This is a genomic window from Pseudomonas koreensis, assembly GCF_012986595.1.
In the GTDB taxonomy this organism is placed as follows: Bacteria; Pseudomonadota; Gammaproteobacteria; order Pseudomonadales; family Pseudomonadaceae; genus Aquipseudomonas; species Aquipseudomonas koreensis.
This window is the reverse complement of record NZ_JAAQYM010000002.1, coordinates 48406-72597: the sequence shown is the minus strand read 5'-3', so window position 1 is coordinate 72597 and position 24192 is coordinate 48406. Positions and strand designations below refer to the sequence as shown.

The 24192-nt window shown below is 61.0% G+C and carries 26 protein-coding genes; 11 read left to right on the top strand and 15 right to left on the bottom strand.

What is annotated here, in order from left to right; translation table 11 throughout:
• The first annotated feature begins 44 nt into the window (after positions 1–44).
• From HBN98_RS05400 to HBN98_RS05390, 3 genes are all read left to right on the top strand, one after another.
• The gene (locus tag HBN98_RS05400; protein ID WP_083368329.1) at positions 45–281 is read left to right on the top strand and encodes a glutaredoxin family protein; all 237 of its coding nucleotides are present in this window, start codon (positions 45–47) and stop codon (positions 279–281) included.
• 164 nt (positions 282–445) lie between these two features.
• Complete coding sequence (locus HBN98_RS05395; protein ID WP_064588512.1) at positions 446–763, top strand: hypothetical protein; 318 nt, start codon at positions 446–448, stop codon at positions 761–763.
• An 80-nt stretch (positions 764–843) separates the two neighbouring features.
• Positions 844–1734 carry a pseudouridine synthase gene (locus HBN98_RS05390; RefSeq protein ID WP_083369412.1) on the top strand — a complete coding sequence of 297 codons (891 nt, stop codon included), beginning with the start codon at positions 844–846 and terminating at the stop codon, positions 1732–1734.
• Positions 1735–1810: 76 nt separating this feature from the next.
• On the opposite strand, the gene HBN98_RS05385 is transcribed toward HBN98_RS05390, so the two are convergent.
• Together HBN98_RS05385 and mobA are read right to left on the bottom strand one after the other, a co-directional pair.
• Positions 1811–2032, bottom strand: a complete 222-nt coding sequence (locus HBN98_RS05385) for a YgdI/YgdR family lipoprotein (protein WP_064588511.1) — start codon at positions 2030–2032, stop codon at positions 1811–1813.
• 78 nt (positions 2033–2110) lie between these two features.
• Entirely contained in the window at positions 2111–2713 is a 603-nt protein-coding gene (mobA, locus tag HBN98_RS05380; RefSeq protein WP_064588510.1) for a molybdenum cofactor guanylyltransferase MobA, read from the bottom strand.
• A gap of 80 nt (positions 2714–2793) precedes the next feature.
• On the opposite strand from mobA, the gene moaB reads away from it, so the two are divergent.
• Both moaB and HBN98_RS05370 read left to right on the top strand, forming a co-directional pair.
• Positions 2794–3333 carry a molybdenum cofactor biosynthesis protein B gene (moaB, locus tag HBN98_RS05375; RefSeq protein ID WP_083368330.1) on the top strand — a complete coding sequence of 180 codons (540 nt, stop codon included), beginning with the start codon at positions 2794–2796 and terminating at the stop codon, positions 3331–3333.
• Positions 3317–4543 carry a molybdopterin molybdotransferase MoeA gene (locus HBN98_RS05370; RefSeq protein WP_083368331.1) on the top strand — a complete coding sequence of 409 codons (1227 nt, stop codon included), beginning with the start codon at positions 3317–3319 and terminating at the stop codon, positions 4541–4543. The genes moaB and HBN98_RS05370 overlap by 17 nt, the downstream gene beginning before the upstream one ends.
• A gap of 57 nt (positions 4544–4600) precedes the next feature.
• Here HBN98_RS05370 and HBN98_RS05365 read toward each other — a convergent pair whose 3' ends face one another.
• On the bottom strand, positions 4601–4909 hold the full coding sequence (locus HBN98_RS05365) for a hypothetical protein (protein ID WP_169844044.1): 309 nt from the start codon (positions 4907–4909) through the stop codon (positions 4601–4603).
• 318 nt (positions 4910–5227) lie between these two features.
• Between HBN98_RS05365 and yegS the strand changes: the two genes are divergently transcribed.
• The gene (yegS, locus tag HBN98_RS05360) at positions 5228–6145 is read left to right on the top strand and encodes a lipid kinase YegS (protein WP_083368332.1); all 918 of its coding nucleotides are present in this window, start codon (positions 5228–5230) and stop codon (positions 6143–6145) included.
• Here yegS and HBN98_RS05355 read toward each other — a convergent pair.
• The 3 genes from HBN98_RS05355 to HBN98_RS05345 all read right to left on the bottom strand — a co-directional run bounded on the left by HBN98_RS05355 (position 6129) and on the right by HBN98_RS05345 (position 8639).
• Positions 6129–6788, bottom strand: coding sequence for a response regulator transcription factor (locus HBN98_RS05355; protein ID WP_083368333.1), 660 nt, complete (start codon positions 6786–6788; stop codon positions 6129–6131). The genes yegS and HBN98_RS05355 overlap by 17 nt on opposite strands.
• Entirely contained in the window at positions 6785–7678 is an 894-nt protein-coding gene (locus tag HBN98_RS05350; RefSeq protein ID WP_064588505.1) for a sensor histidine kinase, read from the bottom strand. The genes HBN98_RS05355 and HBN98_RS05350 overlap by 4 nt, the downstream gene beginning before the upstream one ends.
• 490 nt (positions 7679–8168) lie before the next feature.
• Positions 8169–8639 (bottom strand): hypothetical protein, encoded by a 471-nt coding sequence (locus HBN98_RS05345; RefSeq protein ID WP_064588504.1) that lies wholly within the window; start codon positions 8637–8639, stop codon positions 8169–8171.
• A 453-nt stretch (positions 8640–9092) separates the two neighbouring features.
• On the opposite strand from HBN98_RS05345, the gene HBN98_RS05340 reads away from it, so the two are divergent.
• Together HBN98_RS05340 and HBN98_RS05335 are read left to right on the top strand one after the other, a co-directional pair.
• A complete protein-coding gene (locus HBN98_RS05340; RefSeq protein WP_025113180.1) occupies positions 9093–10028 on the top strand; it encodes a chemotaxis protein CheV in 936 nt (311 codons plus the stop codon).
• A gap of 200 nt (positions 10029–10228) precedes the next feature.
• Complete coding sequence (locus HBN98_RS05335) at positions 10229–11035, top strand: MOSC domain-containing protein (protein ID WP_083368334.1); 807 nt, start codon at positions 10229–10231, stop codon at positions 11033–11035.
• Between the two features lie 70 nt (positions 11036–11105).
• On the opposite strand, the gene ppnP is transcribed toward HBN98_RS05335, so the two are convergent.
• The 8 genes from ppnP to HBN98_RS05295 form a co-directional block, all read right to left on the bottom strand.
• Complete coding sequence (ppnP, locus tag HBN98_RS05330) at positions 11106–11390, bottom strand: pyrimidine/purine nucleoside phosphorylase (protein ID WP_003226701.1); 285 nt, start codon at positions 11388–11390, stop codon at positions 11106–11108.
• Positions 11391–11504: 114 nt separating this feature from the next.
• On the bottom strand, positions 11505–12047 hold the full coding sequence (locus tag HBN98_RS05325) for a 3'-5' exonuclease (RefSeq protein WP_064588502.1): 543 nt from the start codon (positions 12045–12047) through the stop codon (positions 11505–11507).
• Between the two features lie 70 nt (positions 12048–12117).
• Positions 12118–14079 carry an acetyl/propionyl/methylcrotonyl-CoA carboxylase subunit alpha gene (locus HBN98_RS05320; RefSeq protein ID WP_083368335.1) on the bottom strand — a complete coding sequence of 654 codons (1962 nt, stop codon included), beginning with the start codon at positions 14077–14079 and terminating at the stop codon, positions 12118–12120.
• A 109-nt stretch (positions 14080–14188) separates the two neighbouring features.
• Complete coding sequence (locus HBN98_RS05315; protein WP_083368336.1) at positions 14189–14986, bottom strand: enoyl-CoA hydratase/isomerase family protein; 798 nt, start codon at positions 14984–14986, stop codon at positions 14189–14191.
• Entirely contained in the window at positions 14983–16140 is a 1158-nt protein-coding gene (gene atuD, locus HBN98_RS05310; protein WP_064588499.1) for a citronellyl-CoA dehydrogenase, read from the bottom strand. The genes HBN98_RS05315 and atuD overlap by 4 nt, the downstream gene beginning before the upstream one ends.
• 30 nt (positions 16141–16170) lie before the next feature.
• The gene (atuC, locus tag HBN98_RS05305) at positions 16171–17787 is read right to left on the bottom strand and encodes a geranyl-CoA carboxylase subunit beta (protein ID WP_083368337.1); all 1617 of its coding nucleotides are present in this window, start codon (positions 17785–17787) and stop codon (positions 16171–16173) included.
• A 3-nt stretch (positions 17788–17790) separates the two neighbouring features.
• Positions 17791–18660 carry an SDR family oxidoreductase gene (locus HBN98_RS05300; protein WP_083368338.1) on the bottom strand — a complete coding sequence of 290 codons (870 nt, stop codon included), beginning with the start codon at positions 18658–18660 and terminating at the stop codon, positions 17791–17793.
• Positions 18661–18672: 12 nt separating this feature from the next.
• The gene (locus HBN98_RS05295) at positions 18673–20463 is read right to left on the bottom strand and encodes an acyclic terpene utilization AtuA family protein (RefSeq protein WP_083368339.1); all 1791 of its coding nucleotides are present in this window, start codon (positions 20461–20463) and stop codon (positions 18673–18675) included.
• Between the two features lie 183 nt (positions 20464–20646).
• Between HBN98_RS05295 and HBN98_RS05290 the strand changes: the two genes are divergently transcribed.
• The 3 genes from HBN98_RS05290 (at position 20647) to HBN98_RS05280 (ending at position 23258) form a co-directional block, all read left to right on the top strand.
• Positions 20647–21270, top strand: a complete 624-nt coding sequence (locus HBN98_RS05290; protein ID WP_064588495.1) for a TetR/AcrR family transcriptional regulator — start codon at positions 20647–20649, stop codon at positions 21268–21270.
• Between the two features lie 92 nt (positions 21271–21362).
• Positions 21363–22160, top strand: coding sequence for a substrate-binding periplasmic protein (locus HBN98_RS05285; RefSeq protein ID WP_083368340.1), 798 nt, complete (start codon positions 21363–21365; stop codon positions 22158–22160).
• An 84-nt stretch (positions 22161–22244) separates the two neighbouring features.
• On the top strand, positions 22245–23258 hold the full coding sequence (locus HBN98_RS05280) for a GNAT family N-acetyltransferase (protein WP_083368341.1): 1014 nt from the start codon (positions 22245–22247) through the stop codon (positions 23256–23258).
• A 96-nt stretch (positions 23259–23354) separates the two neighbouring features.
• Here the strand turns inward: HBN98_RS05280 and HBN98_RS05275 are convergent, their stop codons facing one another.
• Entirely contained in the window at positions 23355–23909 is a 555-nt protein-coding gene (locus tag HBN98_RS05275; RefSeq protein WP_027613402.1) for an RNA polymerase factor sigma-70, read from the bottom strand.
• Positions 23910–24192: the final 283 nt, after the last annotated feature.

The following is a 24192-nucleotide window of genomic DNA, read 5'->3' as shown; positions in this document are numbered from 1 at the left end:
GAGGCAGGCCTAGAATGAACGCTCATTTTTCCGGTTGATCGATCATGCCTCCTGAATGTCAGTTGTTCGGCACCTTGGGATGCCATCTGTGTGAGTTGGCAGAGGCCGAGTTGATGCCTTTCGTCGAGCACGGTCTGCTGGTGGAACTGGTAGATATTGCCGACGATGAATCCTGGTTCGAGGCTTACAGCCTGCGGATTCCGCTGCTGCGCCGGGTCGATACCGGTGCGGAACTGGGCTGGCCGTTCAATGCCGATCAAGTAGTGGACTTCCTGAGCTGAGCCGTCTGTTCGCTGACGCGCCACGGTTTCCGCTGGTCGTGACGGGCATCGTTCCCTTGGCACTCTGCGGTTTATTCGGTTACTGTATGCGCATACAGTAATTGGATGGGCCTGCTGCTTTGGATGACCTGAGCAGGTGAATCCGGCAGTCAGAGGGACGAACCGTGGTCAATGTCGAACAGTTGAAGAACAGCGTGAACCGGATGTCGGTTGACGTGGTGCGCGAGGCGGTCCTCGAGCTGCGCCTGGACGGGCTGGTCACGGAGGGCAAGACGCCTTTCAACAAACTGCACTTCAACACCTGCTTTGCCGAAATCGAGGCGCTGTTCCAGCGTGCCGGTTATCACAAGCAACTGGACGTGGTCGGTTATCAGGGGTTGTTGTACGCCTTGTATGACCCTGGGCGTTGGGAGGCGGTCGATGTGCTGCGCTGGCTCAAGGAATTCACCGAAGCCGCAGCGCTGAAGGCGATCCCGGCCTGAGGCGGGCAGGGAATCTGCGCTAGGTTCGTATCGCTCAGTGTTGGATAATGCCGACCTGCATCGAGGGTTCGAATTTCCGTATGTCCACACCAACATTTTCCGCTGCTCAGAATCAGGCCAGCACCCTTTACCTGCCGCCGGGCACCTGGCTGACCGTGTTTGATTGCCTGTGTGAGCATTTCAGGGCGATCAGTCGCGAGCAATGGCTGGACCGGATCGCCCGCGGGCGGGTGCTGGACGGCCAAGGCCAGCCGATTGCGCTGGACCTGCCGTACAAGGAAGGCCTGCGCATTCACTACTTCCGTGAAGTGCCGGATGAGAAGCCGATCCCGGTACTCGAGTCGATCCTGTATGCGGACGAACATCTGGTGGTGGCGGACAAGCCGCATTTCCTGCCAGTGACACCGGCCGGCGAGTATGTCGAGCAGACGTTGCTGCGCCGACTGATCCGGCGCCTGGACAACCCGCATCTGGTGCCGCTGCACCGCATCGACCGGCACACGGCGGGGCTGGTGATTTTCTCGGCCAACCCGCAGACCCGTTCGGCTTATCAGTCGTTGTTCCCGACGCGGCAGATCGATAAACGCTATGAAGCGATCGCCCGTGCGCTGCCTGAGCTGGAGTTCCCGCTGGTGCACAAAAGCCGACTGGTCGACGGCGAACCGTTTTTCCGCATGCAGGAAGGGCCGGGTGTCGCCAATACGGAAACGGCGGTGGAAGTGCGGGAAAAGAACGGTGATCTGTGGCGCTACGGCCTGTACCCGGTGACCGGCAAGAAGCATCAGTTGCGGGTGCACATGACCGCGTTGGGAGCCAGCATCTGCAATGACCCGTTTTATCCGGACGTGTTGAAAGACGCTGAGGATGACTACGCCAATCCGTTGAAGCTGCTGGCGCAGGGGCTGCGGTTTGTCGACCCGGTAACGGGTGAAGAGCGTTCATTCGAGAGCCAGATCACCCTGCAGTGGTGATATCACCCGCTTTTCCGCGCCCATGAAAAAGCCCGCAGCAATGCGGGCTTTTCTGTATCCGGTATCGACCTGAAGCTTACAGCTCTTTAACGGTACGAACCTGATCCTTGTTGAGGCGGGTCTCTTTGCCGTCGAGCTGCTTGAACTCGTAGAAGCCCGAATCTTCGTCGTATTTCGGGGTGTCGACGGCCTGGATTTCGCGACCGTCATTCAAGGTGATCACTGTTGGCGAGGAGCAACCAGCGAGCGTTGCCAGGCCCAGTGCGAGCATGAAAGTGGCGAGGGTCCGTTGAGTCATGAGTGTGTCTCCGAATGGGAATACTTTTGGTTACTGAGCTTGAGACGTATACAAGGCGTGAGAGTTCCTTGAATGCTGTCAGTCTGACACAGTGTTATGCGCATTTAACAGTTCGGGGGTGTTCAGGTTGGCCAGTCGCGGGTCATTGTCCGGGCATTGCAGGGCCGTGGCGTCGAGGTTGCGCATGATCCGGCCGGGGCTGCGCTCACCAGCGTTCCAGGCGGTTTCGAAGGCGGGCAGCAGGGCCACCGGAATCACGCAAAGCAGGGGCTCCCAGTGGTCGTCATGACGCAACATTAAAGGTTTTTCAGGAAACCGGGCGGCGGTTTCGCGCATGCCGTGCAGCAGTTCAGCGTCAATGCGCGGCACGTCGCAGGGCAGGACCAACAGTTGTGGCAGGCGCGCAGCCTTGAGCCCGGCGAGGATCCCGGCCAATGGTCCGGGAAAGTCGCCTTCTTCATCACTCACCAGTTGGTCGGCGAACGCCGCATAACGTTCGTGATTGCGGTTGCAGGAGATGATCAGGTCTTCGGTCAGCGGCCGCACCTTGCGCTGCAGATGCGCTATCAGTGGTTCACCCTGCCATTCGATCAGCCCCTTGTCCTGGCCGCCCATGCGCTGCCCGCGTCCTCCCGCCAGGAGCAGAATGGAGCAGGGGGGCAATGGCGTATTCGAGGTCATGCGGCTCTCCAGCGGGCGGCGAAAAATTCAGGCGCTGTGATATAACACCGGGCTGTTTCCCCTACAACTGGACGAGCCTAATGAAAGCCAAGGCCGATGTACCTTTTGCACCGCTGAACATTGCGGTGCTGACTGTCAGTGATACCCGAACCCTGGAAACCGACACCTCAGGCCAGGTCTTTGTCGACCGTCTGACCGCTGCCGGCCACCACCTGGCGGAACGGGTCCTGCTCAAAGATGATCTGTACAAGATCCGTGCGCAAGTGGCCCACTGGATTGCCGAAGACGTGGTGCAGGTCGTGCTGATTACCGGCGGCACCGGTTTCACCGGGCGTGACAGCACGCCGGAAGCCGTGGCGTGCCTGCTCGACAAGCAGGTCGACGGATTTGGTGAATTGTTCCGCCAGATATCGGTGGCGGATATCGGAACATCGACCGTGCAATCGCGGGCGCTCGCCGGTCTGGCCAATGGCACCCTGGTGTGCTGCCTGCCCGGTTCGACCAATGCCGTGCGCACCGGTTGGGACGGCATTCTGGCGGAGCAACTGGATTCGCGTCACCGTCCGTGCAACTTCGTCACGCACCTGAAACAGGCGGCACCTTGTGAATCCCGTGGGTAAGCCGGGCAAGACCGGGAGCCTGATGCCTGTTGAAGATGCACTGGTTCGGCTGCTGGCAATGGCCGATGCCACGCCGATTGTCGAGCAGGAGTTCCTGCCGTTGGCTGAGGTCGAGGGGCGGGTGCTGGCCGACGACTTGATCTCGACACTCGACCTGCCGCCCTGGCCAAACAGTGCCATGGATGGTTACGCGCTGAATCTGGCTGACTGGACCGGAGAACCGCTGCCGGTCAGTCAGAAGGTGTTCGCCGGGCAGGCGCCCGAAGCATTGAAGCCCGGCACCTGTGCGCGAATCTTCACCGGTGCGCCTGTGCCTGCCGGAGCGGATTGCGTGCAGATGCAGGAAAACGCCGAGGTTCAGGACGATGGCCGGGTGCGTTTTACCGAAACCATGAGCGTCGGCCAGAACATTCGCCCGCAGGGCCAGGAAACCACCGTCGGTGAGCTGATCCTGCCGGCAGGCACCCGGTTGGGACCGATCGAGCAAGGTTTGGCCGCGTCGTTGGGGTGCGCCGGGTTGAACGTGGTGCGCAAGGTGCGGGTGGCGGTGCTCTCCACCGGAGATGAGCTGGTCGAGCCCGGCCAGGCGTTGGGGCCGGGGCAGATCTACAACAGCAATCGGGTGGTGTTGTGCAGCTGGCTGCAGCGCCTGGGATGCGAAGTGATCGATGCCGGTATTCTGCCGGATAATCTGGAGACTACCCGTGCCCGTCTGGGCGACTTGCAGGATGTCGACCTGATCCTCTCGACGGGCGGCGTCTCGGTTGGCGAAGCGGACTTCCTTGGCATCGCGTTGCGGGAAGAAGGCGAGCTGGCGCTGTGGAAACTGGCCATCAAACCGGGAAAACCGCTGACGTTCGGTCATTTTCGTCATGTGCCGGTCATTGGTCTGCCGGGTAACCCGGCTTCGACGCTGGTGACCTTTGCCTTGCTCACGCGGCCCTATCTGTTGCGCCGTCAGGGTGTGCAGGATGTCGAGCCGCTGAAGTTCACGGTGCCGGCAGGTTTCGTCTGGCCGGTGGCCGGCAATCGGCGTGAATATTTACGGGGCCGACTTGAGCAGGGCCAGGCAATCATCTACCGCAATCAAAGCTCAGGGGTGTTGCGCAGTGCAGCCTGGGCGGATGGATTGGTCGAAGTGCGGGAGGGCCGGACGCTGGTAGAAGGCGATCAAGTCGTCTTCATTCCTCTGAGTGATCTGCTCGGCTGATCCCGTCCAGCAAGTGCAGGCTCGACCCATATTAGCGTCGATGCCTGCATTCCTCGATCAATGGCTCATCAGTGTGACCAACTGATCGAACCGGCTGTTGGCAACCCAGCCCAGCAACCCCAAAACAACGGCCATGGCACCTGCCGAATAGGCGAGACGGTGTTTGATGGTTTTGACATCACTGCGGACTTCGTCCATGTCCCGGCGAATGTATTTGAGGTGGGTTTCCAGTTCGGTCACACGCGGTTCCATATCTACGTCTCCAGTGTTTCTAGCGCTCTTTTTGAAATCGGGTGTGTGACTGGCGCGGCTTTCATTAAGGGGGGCGACCGGACTGGTTGAAATTCTGGCTTCATGGCTGTGCATGGAAATGTCCGTCAGCTGTTTCAAATGTCAGCTCGCTAACCTTTCCATGGTTCAAACAGTTGCCAGCCCCGAGGGTGTATCCACTCATTACCTGCACATCCTTGTGTTGTTAAATCGAAGATTGATGCCACCTGCACACGGTGAATCAATGATCGTGATGGGTCAATTGAGCCGATTCCTCACATGTTGTAAGAAAAAATACCGCTGTGTAGGACGCTGCAGGTCAGACGCTTGAATTAAAAGTGAATCTTGCGGCTTTTTTGCGTGCGTCAGTGGTCAAGATAGTTCATACCGATTCAATCTTGGGGAGTGACCATTATGAGTGAACGCAAGGCGCTGTTGATTCTGCATGGCAAGCAGGCACTCAATGAGGCGGTTCGCGCCGCCGTCGAAGGAAAGCGCAAGCAGGGCTGGGAGCTGGCGGTACGGCTGACCTGGGAGGCCGGTGATGCGCAGCGGCTGGTGCACGAGGCACTGGCCGCTGGCTACAAACAGATTATTGCCGGCGGTGGCGATGGCACGTTGCGCGATATTGCCGAGGCGCTCGCCGCCCATTCGCACCAGGCCAGTCTGGTGCTGTTGCCGTTGGGCACGGCCAACGACTTTTCCCGTGCTGCCGGAATCCCGCTGGAGCCGGCCGAGGCCCTGGAGCTGCTGGATGTGCCACCGCGAAACATTGATCTGGGCGCCGTCGGTGGGCAGATCTTCCTCAACATGGCGACGGGTGGTTTCGGCAGCCAGGTCACGGCTAATACCTCTGAAGACTTGAAAAAGGTGCTCGGCGGGGCGGCCTATCTGTTTACCGGTCTGTCGCGTTTCAGTGAGTTGCATGCGGCCTACGGCGAACTGCAGGGGCCGGATTTTCACTGGAGTGGCGAGCTGCTGGCGCTGGGTATCGGCAATGGTCGCCAGGCGGGTGGCGGGCATGAATTGTGTCCGCAAGCCCTGGCGGATGACGGGCTGCTGGATATCAGCATCCTGCCGGCGCCGCAGGAGCTGGTCGGCACGCTGAAAAGTCTGCTCAGTGACGGTTTCGGCCTCGACAATATGTTTGTCCGGGCCCGGTTGCCCTGGGTCGAAATCAAGGTCGCCGAGGGCCTGAGCATCAATCTTGATGGCGAGCCGCTGGAAGGCGACAGCCTGCGCTTCGAGGCACGTCCGGGGGCCTTGCAGGTGCATTTGCCCGAGCATTCACCGCTGCTGGGCGGCGCCCGGTCGATCAGTCGTCGAGACTGATGATCTGCTCGCGCACGGCGAACAGCACCAGACCCGCCACGTCGTAGATCTGCAGGCGTTTCATGATCTGCGAGCGGTGGGTTTCGACGGTCTTGATGCTCAGGCCCAGGCCATTGGCGATTTCCCGGGTGGACTTGCCGCGCACGATCAACCGCAGGATTTCCAGCTGACGTGCCGTCAGGTTGTGCGAGTCGGCCACTTCCGGCTGGTTTTTCTGCGTGCGGGTCAGGGCCTGGTTGATTACCGTATGGGCAATCGCCGGGCTCAGGTAGCGTTCATTGTTGCGCAGCGCTTCAAGGGCGTGCTCAAGCTCGGTGGCCGTGGTGTCCTTGAGCAGATAACCGTGAGCACCGGACTCCAGAGCTTGCATGATCAGCGCCGGATCGGTGTGCATCGACAGGATCAGCACCTTGCTCTGTGGGCGCACCCGCTTGAGCCGTTGCAGGGCTTCCAGTCCGCTGGTTTCCTTCATCGAGATATCCAGCAACACGATGTCGGGCGCCAATTGCTCGACCATTTCGAGCAACTGCGAGCCATCGCTGGCTTCGCCAACGACCGCGTAACCGGGAATGTCGAGCACCAGAGCGCGCACGCCGGCCCTGATCAGCGAGTGGTCATCCACCAGAAGTAAGTTACAAGTCAACGCATAACCTTATTCGTACTGGCCCGCTCGAGTGCACGGGGCGCCCAGGGGAATAGTGCTTCGATTTGAGTGCCTTTGCCCGGCTCGCTGATGACATTCAGCGTACCGCCCAGTTGTTCGATTCGCTCGGCCATCCCGGCCATGCCACGTTGTCCTTCGCGGCCCGGGTCGGCGGCAGGCGCAAATCCCAGGCCATCGTCGCTGATGAACAACGTCAGGCCTTGCGGCAGGCGTTGCACGCGGATCAGCAGGTTTTTCGCCTGCGCGTGACGCAAAATGTTGGTGACCGCTTCCTGGGTAATGCGAAAAGCGGCGACCGCCATTTCTTCCGGGATGCCATTGAGCCGCTGCTGGCAGTCGAGGCTCCAGTGGACCGAGGAGTTGGCCAGCGTCTTGAGCAGGTGCGCGCGCAGGCTGGCTTCGAGGCCGAGGCTGGTCAGTTGGCGCGGATTGAGAATGGCTGACACATCGCGCACCTTGTTCAGGGTTTCTTCAAGGGTGTCGCAGAGTGTCGAGCATTGCTCTTGCAGATCCTGCGGCAGGCGTCTCTTGAGCCACTCGCTTTGCAGCTTGGCGGCGGTCAGCAACTGGCCGATATCGTCATGCAGTTCGCGGCTGAGTCGGTGCCGCTCGTTTTCCTGAACTTCGAGTAGACGGTCCGCGAGTTCCTGGGGCTGGAACTTTATCGATTTGCGCGACAGCCGATATTGCACCCATACACACGCGGTGGCGGCCACGTTCAACAGCAGCAGACCCAATGACAGTGGCGCGGACAGACCGTAGGTCAGCAGGCTGCCGACGGTGGCGATGACACACAATATGAGTGTGAACCGGCGTGCATTTTCCCGGGAGGGTGGCCATGTGGTGATTGACTTGAGGCTGGCGTACATAACGGATGGAGCCAATGGATGTTCGCTGCGGGTAGACCGGCCGGTGGCGGGCGGATCTCTGTCTGAAAATGCTGTCAATTATGTTATTGATTTTAACGAGGTTCAGTGAACGATATTGACCGCCAACTTCGGTGGATGCCTGTCACTGAATCACTGTGCCATTAATTGGGAACAACTAATGGTCGGCATAATACCACTTAAGATACCGTTGGTCGCGTTTGCCATATATGTCCAATGAGTCAGGAAAACGCCCTGTTGGACGTGAGTTCCATTATGGAAAAAACTCGCTTTATTGTGCTCGATGGACACCGATATTGCCTGAAGTTGCTCGTTATACAGACACAGGCAAACCCTGAGGCGGCGGGAAAATATCCGCGGCAATCAGGTGTGATTATTTAGTTCGGTTTGTCGCTGGCAGGTATGAACTATTCATTTGCGACATTCAGCAATCCGCATCTACAACCTCGATTTACGCATTGATAGCGGCAAATCAGGCCTGGCGCTCCGAGTAGGACGCAAGCAATGGCGAATGGCTCGATAGTTGCGGTTGAAACTGGCTTTGACCGACCTGGAATGCAAAAGCTTCGATCAGGGATGTCTGCTCGCTGTTATCCAGACTCAACTGGCCAGTGTTCTGATCGACCAGCTCGATTTGCCAGGCCATCAGGGTGAAACAATCCTTGAGCGCATCCAAGGCCTGGGCGTGCAGATCAATGTGATCCGGCGCGTGATTGAGCAGGCTGTGAATGTGCAGGGAAAACTCGGAGATCGCTTCCAGTGCCAACGCTTCAGCCCGGCTCGCAAGCTTGAGCAGGGTGCTGCGCATGCAGTCGATGGCGTCCTTGTCGTTGCTGATCAGTTGCAGGTGACTCAGGCATTCTTCGGACTTGGCCAGGAGTGTTTCAGCCTCGACAAGAAATTCGGGAAAGCGTTGTGCCCAGTCTTTGCGGTCGATTGGCATGCTTATCTCCACAGCGTCATGTCTGATGAGGGAATGCCGTGTGTGTCGACGATCGTGAATCGTCGCGAGACCGCGCCCCGGCGTGCAAGTGCACAGACTGAGGGTGTCGAGAGGATACGTTTCCACCGAACTGCGATCGCACACAATAGCCTGACTCCGTTCATGCAATGAGAATGGCGTCACATTAATGGCTATTGGATATTGCGAACATCAGGTTGGGCCTGATTGCTACTAGGGGATTCCCTTACACGCGGGAACCTGTGGCGCAAACCGTGGTCGCGCCAGAAGAGAATGTAGCAGATGAAAACACTGGGTCAGTAAAGCATGATGTTAATGTGACATCAATGCTCGTGTATGGCATTTTGATAGTAATTTTTACGGGGATCAAGATTCGCCATAAACAGCCGATAACCCCTCTTAGTGAATTCATCAGAACAAGCCCAGGAGTCATTGATGGCCGGCATTCTCGACACGGTAGACCAACGCACGCAACTGGTGGGTGAGAATCGCCTGGAAATTCTCATGTTTCGACTGGCCGGACGCCAATTGTTCGCGATCAACGTGTTCAAGGTTCAGGAAGTTCTGCAACTGCCGAAGCTGACCCTGATGCCGCAGCGCCACCCGTTTGTCTGCGGCGTGGTCAACCTGCGCGGCCAGACGCTGCCGGTGATCGACCTGTCCCAGGCGATCGGCATGCGCCCGCTGGTGCCGGGTCCGAACAGCACCATCATCGTCACCGAGTACAACCGTTCGGTGCAGGCCTTCCTCGTCGGTGGCGTGGATCGCATCGTCAACATGAATTGGGAAGCCATCCTGCCGCCGCCGACCAGCGCCGGACGCCAGCATTACCTGACTGCGATCAGCAAGGTCGACGAGCAACTGGTGGAAATCATCGACGTCGAGAAAGTCCTCGCCGAAATCGTCCCGTACAACGCCAAGGTCTCGCGCGACAAGCTCGATGACCCGGTGCTGGAGCGTGCCCGCGGTCGTGAAGTGCTGCTGGTGGACGACTCCAACGTCGCGCTTTCGCAATTGCGCGACACCCTCGGCCAGCTCGGGGTGAAAATGCACATCGCCAGCGATGGCCTGAAGGCGCTGAACATGCTCAAGGCCTGGGCCGATACCGGCGTGAACATGACCGACAAGCTGCTGATGGTGTTCACCGACGCGGAAATGCCGGAAATGGACGGTTATCGCCTGACCACCGAAATCCGCAACGACCCACGTCTGCGTGGGCTGTACGTGGTGCTGCATACTTCGCTGTCCGGCAGCTTCAACGACTCGATGGTGAAAAAGGTCGGCTGCGACAACTTCCTCTCCAAGTTTCAGCCGGACAAGCTCGTTGATGTGGTGCGTCAGCGTCTGATGCTCGATGAAGTGCCGGCCTGAAGCAACGTCCTGTGGCGAGGAGATTTATCCCCGACGGACTGCGCAGCAGTCCTGCTTTGTTGTTGCAAGTGGGGCCGCTTCGTGCCCCATCGGGGATAAATCCCCTCGCCACAAAATATCTTTGCAGGGGCGTGCATCAGCCTTTGATTCGCAGATAAAGCTCGTATAGGGTGGCTTTTTTAGCCACCAGGAAGCTGGCCATGCTGCGTCTGAGCGCGCTTTATCGTTACCCGTTGAAATCCGGCAAGCCTGAAGTTCTGCAATCGATTGGCCTGGACAAACTGGGCCTTGAAGGAGACCGCCGCTGGATGCTGGTGGACGAGGCCAGCGGGCGCTTCCTGACCCAGCGCGCCGAAGCGAAAATGGTCCAGCTGTCGGCACTGTGGAATGCGCAGGGCGGTCTGACCCTGAGCGCGCCCGGGCATGCGGCACTTGATGTGCCGTTACCCGAGGCGGATTCCGACCTGCGCGGCGTGACCATCTGGCGCGATACCTTGCGCGTACCGGATGCCGGTGACGAAGCGGCCCGTTGGGTCAGCGATTTCATTGGCAAACCCACCCGGCTGGTGCAGGTGCCACTGAATCGCGCCCGCCTGACTCAGGACGGCTATGGTCGCGAGGACGATCAAGTGGCATTCGCTGATGGCTTCCCGTTGTTGCTGATCGGCGAGGCGTCGTTGCAGGATCTGGCGCAAAAGGTCGGGCGGCCGCTGGAGATGCTGCGTTTCCGGCCGAATCTGGTGATCGAAGGCAGCACGGCGTTCGCCGAAGATGGCTGGAAGCGCATTCGTATCGGCGATGTCGAGTTCCGTGTGGTGAAACCCTGCGCGCGTTGCATTCTGACCACGATTGATCCGCAAACCGGGGAACGCAGTGCCGATCGTGAACCGCTGGCGACCCTGCAGAAACACCGTGCCCAGGCCGATGGCGCGATGTTCGGCCAGAACCTGGTCAACGACAGCAATGGTCAGCTGGAAGTCGGGATGCCGGTGGAAATCCTCGAGTAACCGGCCCTGAAATGAAAATGCCCGTGTCCTGAGACACGGGCATTTTTTTGCGCCGGGAAAAACCGTGGGCTTAGCCGCGGTATTCGCACAGGTAAGCGGTGTCGACGGCGACTTTCAGCTGGAACTTGCTGTTGGCCGGGACGTTGAACTGGCTGCCGGCCGCGAAGGTTTCCCAGTCGCTGCTGTCTGGCAGTTTGACGGTCAGGGCGCCGGAGACCACGTGCATGATTTCACGCTGAGCGGTGCCGAATTCGTATTCGCCCGGGGCCATGACGCCAATGGTCGCCGGACCTTCAGCGGTGCCAAAAGCGATCGACTTGACGGTGCCGTCGAAGTACTCGTTGACTTTGAACATGGGCGATTCCTCTCGAAAAGGGCAAAAAAGGGTTAAAAAAGGCTGGCCAGTATGCACAACGCTCCTGGCGCCGTCACCTGCCCGGCGCGTGTCCGGCGAGTTCCCGCCCTGACTCTAGAGTGGCAACACCAGCGGCAACAACCGTGCGGTATTGCGTGCGTCTTCCAGCGCCCGGTGCTGTTGACCGCTGAACTGCATGCCCGCCAGTTGCAGCGCACCATTGAGCCCCAACGGCCGATCCAGGCGCCGGGCCTTGGCAAAGCGCTGTTTGAGGTTCATGTGCGGCACCCGGCTCAACACGCTGTCGAGTTGCAGGCGCTGCCATTCCTGGAGCAATTGCTTGCGGTCGTAGTCACCCCAACTGACCCAGCCCTCGAGCCGCGTCTGGTGCTGGCCCAGCCAGCGTTCGAAGGCCGGCCAGACCTCGTTCAACGGCTGCGCGGCGTCGATATTGGCCTGAGTGATGTGCGTGAGCTCACGGCAGAACGCCGTCAACAACGGCCGCCGGGTGGGTTTGACGAAGCGCTGAAAGTGATCCTGCTCGCGACCGGCACGATCGACCAGCGTGGCGCCGATTTCGATGATTTCCATTTCCGTAACCGGCCAGCCACCTTCATCGGTGGTGGCTTCCAGATCAATGACCAGCCAATGGGGCATCGCAGGTTTCCTGATTTACGCGTCCTGATAGATCAGAGCGTAGTCAAACCTTGCGTTTGCGCCTGGCGACTCACTCGACCTGCAACAGAACCTGACGATTCTTTACCTGATCGCCGACCTTGACCTGCACCCGCTTGAGCACGCCGTCGATGCCGGCCTTGAGCGGGTGCTCCATTTTCATTGCCTCCAGCACCACCAGCAACTGACCTTTGCTGACCGGGCTGCCTTCGCTGACCAGTACGTCGACGATGGCACCGTCCATCGGCGCCTTCAGCGTGCCGGAGCTGACGCTGCTCTGACTGCTGACCCGCGCATGAGTTCGATCCTCCAGCCGCAGGTTGCCAGGATGGGTGAACAGCCAGAGCGCTTCACCCTCTAGTCGGTAGGCGTGACACTGGCGCAGGCCATCGATCTCCAGGGTCACTGAGCGCGTGTCGCCATCGATAACCTTCAGGATCAGCGAACGCTCCATCACAGTGACGGTGAAGCGCCCGTCGCTGCCCGCCAGCAGTTGCAGCGCCCAGTCCTGCTCTTCAAGGCCGAGGCGGTAATTCAGCGGTACTCCGGCATTGTTGCGCCAGCCCTTGAGCGATGCCCGATGCGCTTGCGCGCCTGACTGATAAAACAGCACGGCAGCGATGGCCAACTCCTCGGCACCGGGGGCGTACGCGTGCAGGCAAGGGTGGTCGGTGAAATGTTGGGCGATGAACGCGGTGCTGAATTCGCCGCTGATGAACTGCGGATGTTGCAGCAGGCTGTCGAGCAAACGTTGATTGCTCTGTACGCCGAGCAGCACGCTGTCCTGCACCGCACGCAGCAACTTGCGCCGCGCCTCTTCGCGGGTGGCGCCGTGGGCGATCAGTTTGCCGAGCATCGGGTCATAGAACGGACTGATCGACTGACCTTCACGCAAGCCATGATCGATCCGCGCCCCTGGGCTCAAGGCCGGTTCCCAGGCCTGAATAAGCCCGGTTTGCGGCAGGAAATTCTGCGTCGGGTCTTCGGCATACAGACGCACTTCCATGGCGTGGCCGTTGAGGGTGACCTGATCCTGGGTCAAGGGCAGCGGCTGCCCTTCGGCGACTGCCAGTTGCCAGGCGACCAGGTCCAGCCCGGTGATCAGCTCGGTGACTGGATGCTCTACCTGCAGACGGGTATTCATTTCCAGAAAATAGAATTGCCCACGGGCATCGAGCAGAAACTCGACCGTCCCGGCGCCGACGTAATTCACCGCGCGGCCAGCCTTGAGCGCCGCTTCGCCCATGGCCTGACGCAACGCCTGCGTCATGATCGGGCAGGGCGCCTCCTCGATGACTTTCTGGTGGCGCCGTTGCACCGAGCAATCGCGTTCGCCGAGGTAAACCAGGTTGCCGTGGCAATCGCCGAACAGCTGCACCTCGACGTGCCGCGGTTCGATCAAAGCCTGTTCGAGGATCAGTTCGTCACTGCCGAAACCGTTCAAGGCCTCGGAGCGCGCCGTGCGCAATTGCGCCGGCAGGTCGTCGCTGTTGTGCACCAGGCGCATGCCGCGCCCCCCACCGCCGGCGCTGGCCTTGATCATCAGCGGATAGCCGATGCGTTCGGCTTCGCGCAGCAAGGTGGCGTCGTCCTGCGCCGCGCCTTGATAGCCGGCGATGCACGGTACGCCGGCGTCGAGCATGGCGATTTTCGACAGGCGCTTGCTGCCCATCAGCTCGATGGCCTCGGCACTTGGGCCAATAAAGGTCAGGCCAGCTTCTTCGCAGGCGCGGGCGAACCCGGCATTTTCCGAGAGGAAACCGTAGCCGGGGTGGATCGCGTCGGCGCCGCTGCGGCGCGCGGCGTCGAGGATCGCCGGGATGTTCAGGTAGGACTGTTGCACCGGTGCCGGGCCGATGTTCACCGCTTGGTCGGCCACCTGCACGTGCAAGGCCTCGGCGTCGGCGTCGCTGAACACGGCGACGGTGCGATAGCCCAGGGCCTGGGCGGTGCGCTGGATGCGGCAGGCGATTTCACCGCGGTTGGCGATCAGGATTTTGTGGAGGGTGGGCATGGCTGTTTCCTCGGAATTTGCGGTGCATGTGCTGGCCTCTTCGCGAGCAGGCTCGCTCCCACATCTGGAATGCGTTGCCCCTGTGGGAGCGAGCCTGCTCGCGAAGCTTTTAAGGTGCCCACTTCGGTTTACGCTTTTGCACGAAAGCCAGGGTGCCCTCGATCCCTTCTTCGCCAGTCACCGCGTCGCTGAACCATTGCGCCGCCTCATCCAGCAATTCACTCGACGGCTGCCCGGCACTGGCGAGCAGCAGTTTCTTGGTCATGGCATTCGCTTCGGGCGCGCAGCACAGGACATGATCGAGCACTTCGTCGAGGCGCTCGGCCAGCGCTTGCGGGTCCTGCTCGACAAAATGCACCAGGCCCAGACGCCGCGCCTGATGGCCGTCGAAGCGTGCGGCGGTCAGCGCCAGTCGGCGGGTTTCGGTCAGGCCGATGCGCTGCACCACGAACGGCGCGATCTGCGCCGGCAGCAGACCGAGGCTGGTTTCCGGCAGGCCGAACTGCGCCTGGTGATCGGCCATCGCGATGTCACTGACGCAGGCCAGTCCGAACCCGCCGCCGAGCACCGCGCCCTGCAATACGCTGATCAGCACTTGCGGAGCGTGTTGCGCTTCTTGCAGCAGGGCGCCGAACGCACGGTTCAACGCGCGGTAGGCGTCGGCCCCCTGCGCACGGGCATTGGCCATGTCCTTGATGTCGCCGCCGGCACAGAAATGCCCGCCGGCGCCACTGAGCACCAGGGCGCGCACGCGGCGTTCATCCCGCACTGCCGCCAGTACCGCGCGCAGTTCGGCGACCATCTGCAGGCTCATCGCATTGCGGCTGTCCGGGCGATTGAGGGTGATGTGCAACACGCCGCCATGTTGCTCCAGCAGCAGGGTCTGGCAGTCGGGCAGGGGGCTCATTTCTTTTTCCCCGGCAGGATGCCCATCAGTTTGCAGATGATCCCGAGCATGATTTCGTCGGCGCCGCCGCCAATCGACACCAGCCGCACATCGCGGTAGGCGCGGGCCACCGGGTTGTCCCACATGAAGCCCATGCCGCCCCAATATTGCAGGCAGCTGTCGCTGACTTCACGACCGAGGCGCCCGGCCTTGAGCTTGGCCATCGACGCCAGCCGGGTGACGTCCTGGCCTTTGATGTACTGCTCGGTGGCCTGATACACCAGCGCCCGCAGGCATTCGATTTCGGTCTGCAGTTCGGCGAGGCGGAAGTGGATCACCTGATTGTCGATCAGCGCGTTGCCGAAGGTCTTGCGTTCCTTGCAGTACTCGATGGTGCTGTCGACGCAGTATTCCAGGCCCTTGATCATGTTCGCTGCGCCGAACAGACGTTCCTCCTGGAACTGCAGCATCTGCATCATGAACCCGGCGCCTTCGTGGCCGATGCGGTTGCGCTGCGGCACGCGCACGTTGTCGAAGAACACCTGGGCGGTTTCCGAGCTGCGCATGCCGAGCTTGTCCAGGTGCGAGCTGAGGCTGATGCCCGGGGTGTTCATCGGCACCATGATCAGCGACTTGTTGATGTGCGGCTTGTCATCCGAGGTGTTGGCCAGCAGGCAGATGAAGTCGGCGCTCGGCGAGTTGGTGATCCACATCTTGCTGCCGTTGATCACGTAGTCGTCGCCGTCCTTGCGCGCGGTCGTCTTGAGGCCGGCGACGTCGGAGCCGGCGCCGACTTCCGAGACGCCGATGCAACCGACCTGCTCACCGCTAATCGCCGGACGGAGGAATTGTTCACGCAACTCATCGGAGCCGAAGCGGGCCAGCGCCGGGGTGCACATGTCGGTCTGCACGCCGATCGACATCGGAATGCCGCCGCAATGGATGGTGCCGAACTCTTCGGCGGCGACAATCGAGTAGCTGTAGTCGAGGCCCATGCCACCGAATTTTTCCGGTTTGGAAATCCCCAGCAGACCGAGGTCGCCGGCCTTGCGGAATATCTCGTGGATCGGAAAACGCCCGGCCTTTTCCCACTCATCGACGTGTGGATTGATCTCGTGCTCGACAAACTGGCGAACGGTGCGGCGCAGTGCTTCGTGTTCCGGGGTGAAGATCATTTTTATTGTTCTCCTTGGGATCCGTGGCAGTCAGAAGCGGCTGACGCCGAAGCTGTTGGGTTGCAGCGTGCGAATGTCGGCCTCGTGACAGATATCCAGCAGGTAGCCGAGCAGGGTGCGGGTGTCGCGCGGGTCGATCAGCCCGTCGTCCCACAGGTTGGCGCTGCCGTAGAGCGCAGTGGACTGGCTGTCGAGCTTCTGCGCGGTGACCTGTTCGAGCATGTCGAGCATTTTCGGGTCCGGTGTCAGGCCGTCCTTGAGCTGCTTGGCTTCGGTGACGATGCGCAAGACTTTGCCGGCTTGTGCGCCGCCCATCACCGCGGTGCGGCTGTTGGGCCAGGCGAAGATGAAGCGCGGATCGAGGCCACGCCCGCACATCGCGTAGTTGCCGGCACCGTAGGAGCCGCCGACGACCATCGTCAGTTTAGGCACCCGCGCATTGGCCACCGCTTGAATCAGCTTCGAGCCGTGCTTGATCACGCCTTGCTGTTCGGACTCGGTGCCCACCATGAACCCGGTGGTGTTGTGGAAGAACAGCAGCGGCGTCTGACTCTGGTCGCACAGCTGAATGAACTGCGCGGCCTTGCTCGCGCCGGCCGGGGTGATCGGGCCGTTGTTGCCGATCAATCCACAGGCGCGGCCCTGGATTTTCAGTTGGCCGCACACGGTCTGTTGATCGAACTCACCTTTGAATTCGAGAAAGCAGGATTCGTCTGCAATGCGCGCGATGATTTCGCGCACGTCATAGGGCTTTTTCGGGTCGTCGGGAATCAGTCCGAGCAGTTCATCGATGGGGTAGAGCGGCTCTTTATATTGCGGCTCCGGCAACCACGGCAGTTGTTCGTTCCACGGCAGCATGCGCAGGATCTCGCGCACCAGGCGCACGCCGTCGGCATCGTTTTCCGCCAGGTATTCGGCGGTGCCGGCGACCTGCGCGTGCATCTCGGCACCGCCCAGTTCTTCATCGGTGGCGATTTCACCGGTCGCGGCTTTGAGCAGCGGCGGCCCGGCGAGAAACAGTTTGGCCTTGCCGCGCACCACCACCACGTAATCCGACAGGCCCGGCTGATAGGCGCCACCGGCCGTGGCCGAGCCATGCACCACAGTGATCTGCGGCAGGCCCATGGCCGACATCCGTGCCTGATTGGCAAAGCTGCGCGCGCCTTCGACAAAGATCTCGGCGGCGTAGTTGAGATTGGCGCCGCCGCTTTCGGCGAGAGTGATCACCGGCAGTTTGTTTTCCTGGGCGATCTGTTGCAGACGCAGGGATTTTTTCAGTCCGCTTGGCGAGATCGTGCCGCCCTTGATCGCACTGTTGTTGGCCACCACCAGTGCGCGCACGCCGGATACGTAGCCGATGCCGGCGATCAAACCACCGCCAGCGGCGCTGCCGTCCTTGTCGTCGTGCAGTTTGTAGCCGGCCAGGCTCGCCAGTTCGAGGAACGGTGCGCCGGGGTCGAGCAACAGGTTCAGGCGTTCGCGAGGCAGAAGCTGTCCGCGCTTGGCGAATTTGGCCTTGGCTTCGGCGGCCTTGTTCAGCAGGTTCTGTTCCAGTTGCTGGACGTGCTCGATGGCCGTGAGCATCGCTGCGCGGTTGCGGGCGAAGGCTTCACTGTGCGGATCGAGTTGGGACTGGATCTGCGGCATGGCTTACTCCTTGTCCTTGAGGACGTCGGGCAAGTACGCCCGATGGAAACCGTTGAACGACTCGCTGTGGCTCGCCTTGTGCAGCGGCCACGCGCGGCTGCCGAGGCTCGCGGCACCATCGATTTTCAAAGTGCTGCCACTGATGAACGCCGCCGCCGGACTGAGCAGGAAAACGATCGCCGCGCTGACTTCCGATTCAGTGCCGATGCGCTTGAGCGGCACGTGTTCGCGCAAGGTCGGGATCACCGCTTTGAACGCGCCTTCGTAGGTGTCCATGCCGCTGGAGGCGATCCAGCCCGGCGCCACCGCATTGACCCGCACCCCGGCGTAGCCCCATTCGAACGCGGCAGTCTTGGTGAAATTGTCCATGCCCGAACGTGCTGCGCCCGAGTGGCCCATGCCGGGCATCCCGCCCCACATGTCGGCGAGCATGTTGACGATGTTGCCGCCGTGCTTGCTCATCGACTGGTTGAACACTTCCCGGGCCATCAGAAAGCCGCCGACCAGATTGGTGCGCAGCACGGTTTCAAAGCCTTTCTGATTGATCGAGGCCAACGGTGACGGGTACTGGCCGCCGGCATTATTGACCAGACCGTGGATCGGCCCGTGTTCGGCGATCAACCCGGTGACCAGTTGCTTCACCGCGTCCTCGTCACGGATGTCACAGGCTTGCCAGTGGGCGCGGCCGCCGTCTTCGGCGATTTCGGCGGCGACCTTTTGCAGCTTTTCCGGTTTGCGCCCGACCAGCAGCACCGTGGCCCCGAGGGCCGCCAGTTCATGCGCGGTGCAGCGCCCGATACCGCTGCCGCCACCGGTAACGATGATGGTCTGGCCGCTGAACAGATCGGCTTTGAAAATCGATGCGTAAGCCATGAAGCCCAACCTCTAGTCGAGTTGTTCGGCGATGCTCTGCGGCACCGGGATCTGGATTTCCAGCAGTTGCTGGGCGAAGGCCTTGCCCTGTGGGTCGATGCGCAGACTCGCGACACCGCCGCCGCCGAGGGCGTTTTCCAGCAGGAAGTTCAGGCTGTGGGTGCCGGGCAGATACCAGCGTTCGACCCGACCGTGAATCGGGTCGAGCACATGGCGCATCCAGTCGACGATCACTGCCGGGGTCAGCGCTTCGGCGATCCACGGCAGGTATTCCGGCCGGCGCGGCAGCACGCCGATATTGCTGTGGTTGCCCTTGTCACCGGAGCGCGCCACCGCCAGTTTCACCAGCGGCACACTGGCGTCGGCACGGCCCTGGGGTTTGGGTGGCTGGTCCGGGGTGGGCAGGTCGTGGCTGTCGAGTGGCGCCTGCGCGGGCAGGGTGCAGGGATGCTGTTCACCGGCCATGTCGACGTGCAGGGAACAGACCGTTTTATCGATCAGGAACGAGAACAGGCGGATCAGCGGGTACACCGTCGGGCGCCCGCCAACGATGCCGGTCAGCCCCGGTGCCATGCCGGTGGCGGCTTGGGCGATCTCCCGGGAGAACAGCACCAGCGCCTGTTTCTGTGGATGGCGCACGGCGAGTTTGATCACCACCTCGCGGCTGTCGCGGCGCCGGCCGTGAGGGCCGTAGGTGGCTTCGCTGCCGAGCAGTTCGATGTCGACTTCGCTGTAGGGCGGCCAGCCGCGCTGGCTGAACATTTCGGCAGTCTTATCGATGATTGCCTGACTGACGCGGCGCGCCTTGTCCACCGCATCGATGCCGGCGATCAGGCAACTGGCGGTGCAGCGAAAGCCGTCCGGCCAGGTGGCGCTGACCTTGTATTTGTCGCTCGGTGGCAAGCCTTTGGCACCGTGCACATGCACGGCGTTTTTGCCTTGCTGCTGGAGTTTGACCTGGCTGAAATCGCAGACCACGTCCGGCAGCAGATACGCCTGCGGGTCGCCGATTTCGTAGAGCATCTGTTCGCCGACGGTCAGCGGTGTCACCAGGCCGCCAGTGCCTTCGGCTTTGCTGACGATGAACTGGCCGTCGGCGCTGACTTCCACGATCGGAAAACCGATGTGTTCGTAATCCGGCACGTCGCGCCAGTCGGTGAAATTGCCCCCGGTGCACTGCGCGCCGCACTCGATGATGTGCCCGGCCAGCGCGGCCTGGGCGAGTTTGTCGTAGTCGTGCCACGCCCAGCCGAATTCATGCACCAGCGCCGCACTGACCACCGCGCTGTCGACCACCCGCCCGGTGATGACGATGTCGGCGCCCAGACGCAACGCCTCGACGATGCCCGGCGCGCCCAGGTAGGCATTGGTTGACACGCACATCGGCGGCAGCGGCGTGCCGTTGAACATCTCATGGATGCCCTGCGCGGCGAGTTGCTTGAATTGCGGTTGCAGGTCGTCGCCCAGCAGCACGGCGATTTTCAGCGCCACACCGGCCTTGTCGCAGGCCGCTTGCAGGGCGGCGGCACAGGCCCGTGGATTGACCCCGCCGGCGTTGCTGATGACGCGGATGTGCTGTTCGGCGAGTTGCGGCAGCAGCGGCGCGAGCACTTCGATGAAGTCCGCGGCGAACCCGGCCTGCGGGTCCTTCATGCGGGCGCCGGCCATGATCGACATGGTGATCTCGGCCAGGTAATCAAACACCAGATAATCCAGGCGTCCGCCTGTCACAAGCTGAGCGGCAGCGGTGCTGGTGTCACCCCAGAATGCGCTGGCGCATCCGATGCGAACGGTGGTTGGCATGGTTGTCTCCGACTCAGGAACCTGCGACAGAAGTGTCTGGAGGCTACCAAGCAAGCGCTTGGTTTGTAAACAGCTGAAATAACTTCTGCCCAAGCGCTTGCTTGGTCGCGGCCCGCGGCTTAAATTGCGCGCAACCCTGCGTGTTCAGGGGGCAACAGACTGATCGACTGTAGGAGAGAACGGGTGGACGAGCAAAAAGCCCTGAGGGTCATGCGCGAACTGGTCGACCAGGGCCAACTGACCGACCCTGACAGCGCCCGCGGCAAACTGCTGCAGGTCGCCGCTCACCTGTTTCGCAACAAGGGTTATGAACGCACCACCGTGCGCGACCTGGCCGGCGCGGTGGGGATTCAGTCCGGGAGCATTTTTCATCACTTCAAAAGCAAGGATGAAATCCTCCGGGCAGTGATGGAAGAGACCATCCGCTACAACACCGCGTTGATGCGCGCCGCGCTGGCCGACGCGAGCAACGTGCGCGAACGGGTGCTGGCGCTGATCCGCTGCGAGTTGCAGTCGATCATGGGCGGCAGTGGCGAAGCCATGGCGGTGCTGGTCTACGAATGGCGTTCGTTGTCCGAAGAGGGCCAGGCCAAAGTCCTGGCCCTGCGCGATGTCTACGAAGATATCTGGCTGCAGGTGCTGGGCGAAGCCAAGGCGGCCGGGTTCATTCGGGGTGATGTGTTTGTAACCCGACGTTTTCTCACGGGCGCGCTGTCCTGGACCACCACCTGGTTCCGTGCCGGCGGCAGCCTGAGCCTCGATCAGTTGGCCGATGAAGCGCTGATTCTGGTGCTCGAAGAGCGCTGACCCACTGTCTAACCGGCCGGGAAACTGGCTAACTGGGCGAAACCGCCTAGCTTGAATGCATTGATCGGTATTTTTTCGGGGAGTGGGGTGTTTTGAAGTCTTCGCCAATTCGGATGGCCACGGGTCTGGTACTCGTCGCGCTGACGGCATTTTCAGGGTTGCCTGCACAGGCTGCGCAACTGGTTCGAGTGGGCGCCGCGCACTTTCCGCCTTACACCATCCGCCCGGAAAGCGGTGCCGACACCGGTCTGCTGCCGACATTGGTCCAGGCGCTCAATGAGTCGCAAAGCGACTATCAGTTTGTCCTGGTACCGACCTCGATTCCCCGGCGCTTCGGCGACTTGAAGGAGGGTCGCACCGACATGGCGATTTTCGAAAACCCGGACTGGGGCTGGAAGGACATTCCACACACCACGGTGGATATGGGCCTGGAAGATGCCGAAATTTTCGTCGCGCAGAACCAGGAAGGTCGCCAGCAGAACTATTTCGCTGACCTCAAGGGCAAGCGCCTGGCGCTGTACAGCGGATATCACTATGAGTTCGCCAACTTCAACGCCGACCCCAAATACCTCACGGATACTTTCAACGCCACGCTGACCTACTCCCACGACAGCAACCTGCTGATGGTCCTGCGCGGGCGCGCTGATATCGCCCTGGTGACGCGCTCCTACCTGTCCGATTACTTGCTGCGCAATGAAAAAGTGCGCAAAGAGTTACTGGTGTCGCAGCGCATCGACCAGATCTACCACCATTACGCGATTCTGCGCCCGACCGCGCCCCTCACCGGCGAGGCCTTCGCCAGGCTGCTGCAGGGTTTGCGCGACAACGGGAAGATGCTGGAGATCTTCGATCCGTACAAGATTGCCGTAGTGCCGGTGCCGCGCCCCTGAGCGATTTTCCTCCGCGTGGCTAAATTTCCGCGCTCGGCTCACGTCCCATCGTTGAACTGTCGACGATTATCGTGAGCCCGACCCATGTCCAATCTGAATGACCTGACTGTCCTGGCCTTGCCTTCGGGCAGCCAGCTGCTAGCCGATGCCACCGAAAGCCGTTTGAGCCTGAGCCTGGACGGACAGCCGCTGATTCGCCTGCGGCTGGACCGTGAAGGCAACGGCCCAATCCAGCTCGATGAGCGTTTCACGCTACCGCCCGGCCTGGCGTTGTGGGCGGCGTGCTATTGGCTGTTCGCCCGCGAGCCGGAGCGTCAGCAACTGATCTGGCAACTGGATCAACCACCCACCGAAGCCTTGCTCAGCGGTCTGTTGATCAGCACCGAGGTCGCTGGCGAGTATCGCTGCGAACGCACGCTGTTCTGGCAACTGCCGCAACCATGGCTCGGTGCGTGCCTGAGCGGCAGCTACCCGCAACACATGGTCATCAGCAATGGCAAGCGCCATCCGCTGCGCCCGGTGAAGCCGCGTGGCGAGGTCTATCGGCGTTTCGATGCGCGCCTCGGCGCGTGGATTTCCCTGCGCACGGTGGAGATCGAGCAGGATCTGGCGCGTTTCAATCGCTGGCAGAACAACCCTCGGGTCGCCAGTTTCTGGCAGGAAGAGGGCAGTCTCGAGCAGCATCGTGAATACCTGAGCAAGCTTGAGGCCGATCCGCACACTCTGACCCTGATCGGCTGTTTCGACGATCAGCCCTTTGCCTACTTCGAAGCCTACTGGGCCAAGGAGGATCGCATCGCGCCGTTCTACGACGCCGACGATTACGACCGCGGCATTCATATGTTGGTGGGGGAGGAGGGACACCGTGGTCCGCACAAGGTCGCGAGCTGGTTGTCGGCCCTGGTGCACTATCTGTTTCTGGATGATCCGCGCACCCAGCGCGTGGTCGCCGAACCGCGAGCAGACAACGCGAAGATGATCGGCCACATGCACAACCAGTGCTTCCACTGCGAGAAGGAGTTCGACTTCCCGCACAAGCGTGCGGCGTTGATGATTCTGGGGCGTGAGCGGTTTTTTGATCGGTGCAAGTTGGCGTAAAAGCAAAAGATCGCAGCCTTCGGCAGCTCCTACAGAGGCAAACATTGCATGTAGGAGCTGCCGAAGGCTGCGATCTTTTTTTGCGATGAACCGGGCTTAACGACGACCCATCGAAGCCGCATCCCCACGACTGCCCGACACTTTGCGGCAGTGCACCAGCGCATCGCGAATCATGAAGTTGACCAGGGTCGGCGAGACGCCGAGTTCCTTGGCGATGTCCTTCTGCGGCACGCCATGCAGGCGGTACATCTCGAAGGCATAGCGAGTGCGGCTTGGCAGTTCGGTCAGCGCGTCGGCGATGTGTTCCAGGGTCGAGAAGTTGATGTGTGAGGTTTCCGGCGAAGCGCCCTGAATGACCACGTTCAACCCTTCCTCCTCGGGGCCCGAATACTTCTGCTCCAACGCCTGCTTGCGGTAGTGATCGATAGCGAGGTTGCGCACGATCTGGAACAGGTAACTCAATTGCGCCTTGATCGACGAGGTGATCGGTGGGGCCGACTGCAACCGGAAGAACGCATCCTGCACCACGTCTTCGGCGCGCGAACGGCAGCCGGTAATGCGCGCGGCAATTTTCACCAGAATCAGTCGATTGTCGACGAAGGCCTGAAGTAGCGGTGAATCGCACCTGCTTGTGGATACTTGTTCCGTCATGGAAATCACCTTGCTGCCAATAGGTTAGTGGGACGGCTGGGGGAGGGGCCGTCCTACACATCGAGCGACAAATTATGTTGAATGATAATGATTGTCAATTGAGAAAGAGAAGTAATGCTCCGTAAAGGTGCGAAGCGAGAACTGCGACACACCGCCACACGCCCGCCCCGGTTGGCGATCCCGCCCGCCGACTAATTATTTCCAGACGTCATCCGTTCTCATTGGTGAATGGCTCCGGCTACCCAGCCCCGGCCCGCCAGCATTCCCAAGCCTTGCGTGGTCG

Coding starts and splice junctions, on each gene's coding strand:
- HBN98_RS05400 (WP_083368329.1), top strand. CDS start 45: ATGCCTCCTGAATGTCAGTTGTTCGGCACCTTGGGATGCCATCTGTGT.
- HBN98_RS05390 (WP_083369412.1), top strand. CDS start 844: ATGTCCACACCAACATTTTCCGCTGCTCAGAATCAGGCCAGCACCCTT.
- HBN98_RS05385 (WP_064588511.1), bottom strand. CDS start 2,032: ATGACTCAACGGACCCTCGCCACTTTCATGCTCGCACTGGGCCTGGCA.
- mobA (WP_064588510.1), bottom strand. CDS start 2,713: ATGACCTCGAATACGCCATTGCCCCCCTGCTCCATTCTGCTCCTGGCG.
- moaB (WP_083368330.1), top strand. CDS start 2,794: ATGAAAGCCAAGGCCGATGTACCTTTTGCACCGCTGAACATTGCGGTG.
- HBN98_RS05365 (WP_169844044.1), bottom strand. CDS start 4,909: ATGCACAGCCATGAAGCCAGAATTTCAACCAGTCCGGTCGCCCCCCTT.
- yegS (WP_083368332.1), top strand. CDS start 5,228: ATGAGTGAACGCAAGGCGCTGTTGATTCTGCATGGCAAGCAGGCACTC.
- HBN98_RS05350 (WP_064588505.1), bottom strand. CDS start 7,678: ATGTACGCCAGCCTCAAGTCAATCACCACATGGCCACCCTCCCGGGAA.
- HBN98_RS05345 (WP_064588504.1), bottom strand. CDS start 8,639: ATGCCAATCGACCGCAAAGACTGGGCACAACGCTTTCCCGAATTTCTT.
- HBN98_RS05340 (WP_025113180.1), top strand. CDS start 9,093: ATGGCCGGCATTCTCGACACGGTAGACCAACGCACGCAACTGGTGGGT.
- HBN98_RS05335 (WP_083368334.1), top strand. CDS start 10,229: ATGCTGCGTCTGAGCGCGCTTTATCGTTACCCGTTGAAATCCGGCAAG.
- ppnP (WP_003226701.1), bottom strand. CDS start 11,390: ATGTTCAAAGTCAACGAGTACTTCGACGGCACCGTCAAGTCGATCGCT.
- HBN98_RS05325 (WP_064588502.1), bottom strand. CDS start 12,047: ATGCCCCATTGGCTGGTCATTGATCTGGAAGCCACCACCGATGAAGGT.
- HBN98_RS05320 (WP_083368335.1), bottom strand. CDS start 14,079: ATGCCCACCCTCCACAAAATCCTGATCGCCAACCGCGGTGAAATCGCC.
- HBN98_RS05315 (WP_083368336.1), bottom strand. CDS start 14,986: ATGAGCCCCCTGCCCGACTGCCAGACCCTGCTGCTGGAGCAACATGGC.
- atuD (WP_064588499.1), bottom strand. CDS start 16,140: ATGATCTTCACCCCGGAACACGAAGCACTGCGCCGCACCGTTCGCCAG.
- atuC (WP_083368337.1), bottom strand. CDS start 17,787: ATGCCGCAGATCCAGTCCCAACTCGATCCGCACAGTGAAGCCTTCGCC.
- HBN98_RS05300 (WP_083368338.1), bottom strand. CDS start 18,660: ATGGCTTACGCATCGATTTTCAAAGCCGATCTGTTCAGCGGCCAGACC.
- HBN98_RS05295 (WP_083368339.1), bottom strand. CDS start 20,463: ATGCCAACCACCGTTCGCATCGGATGCGCCAGCGCATTCTGGGGTGAC.
- HBN98_RS05280 (WP_083368341.1), top strand. CDS start 22,245: ATGTCCAATCTGAATGACCTGACTGTCCTGGCCTTGCCTTCGGGCAGC.
- HBN98_RS05275 (WP_027613402.1), bottom strand. CDS start 23,909: ATGACGGAACAAGTATCCACAAGCAGGTGCGATTCACCGCTACTTCAG.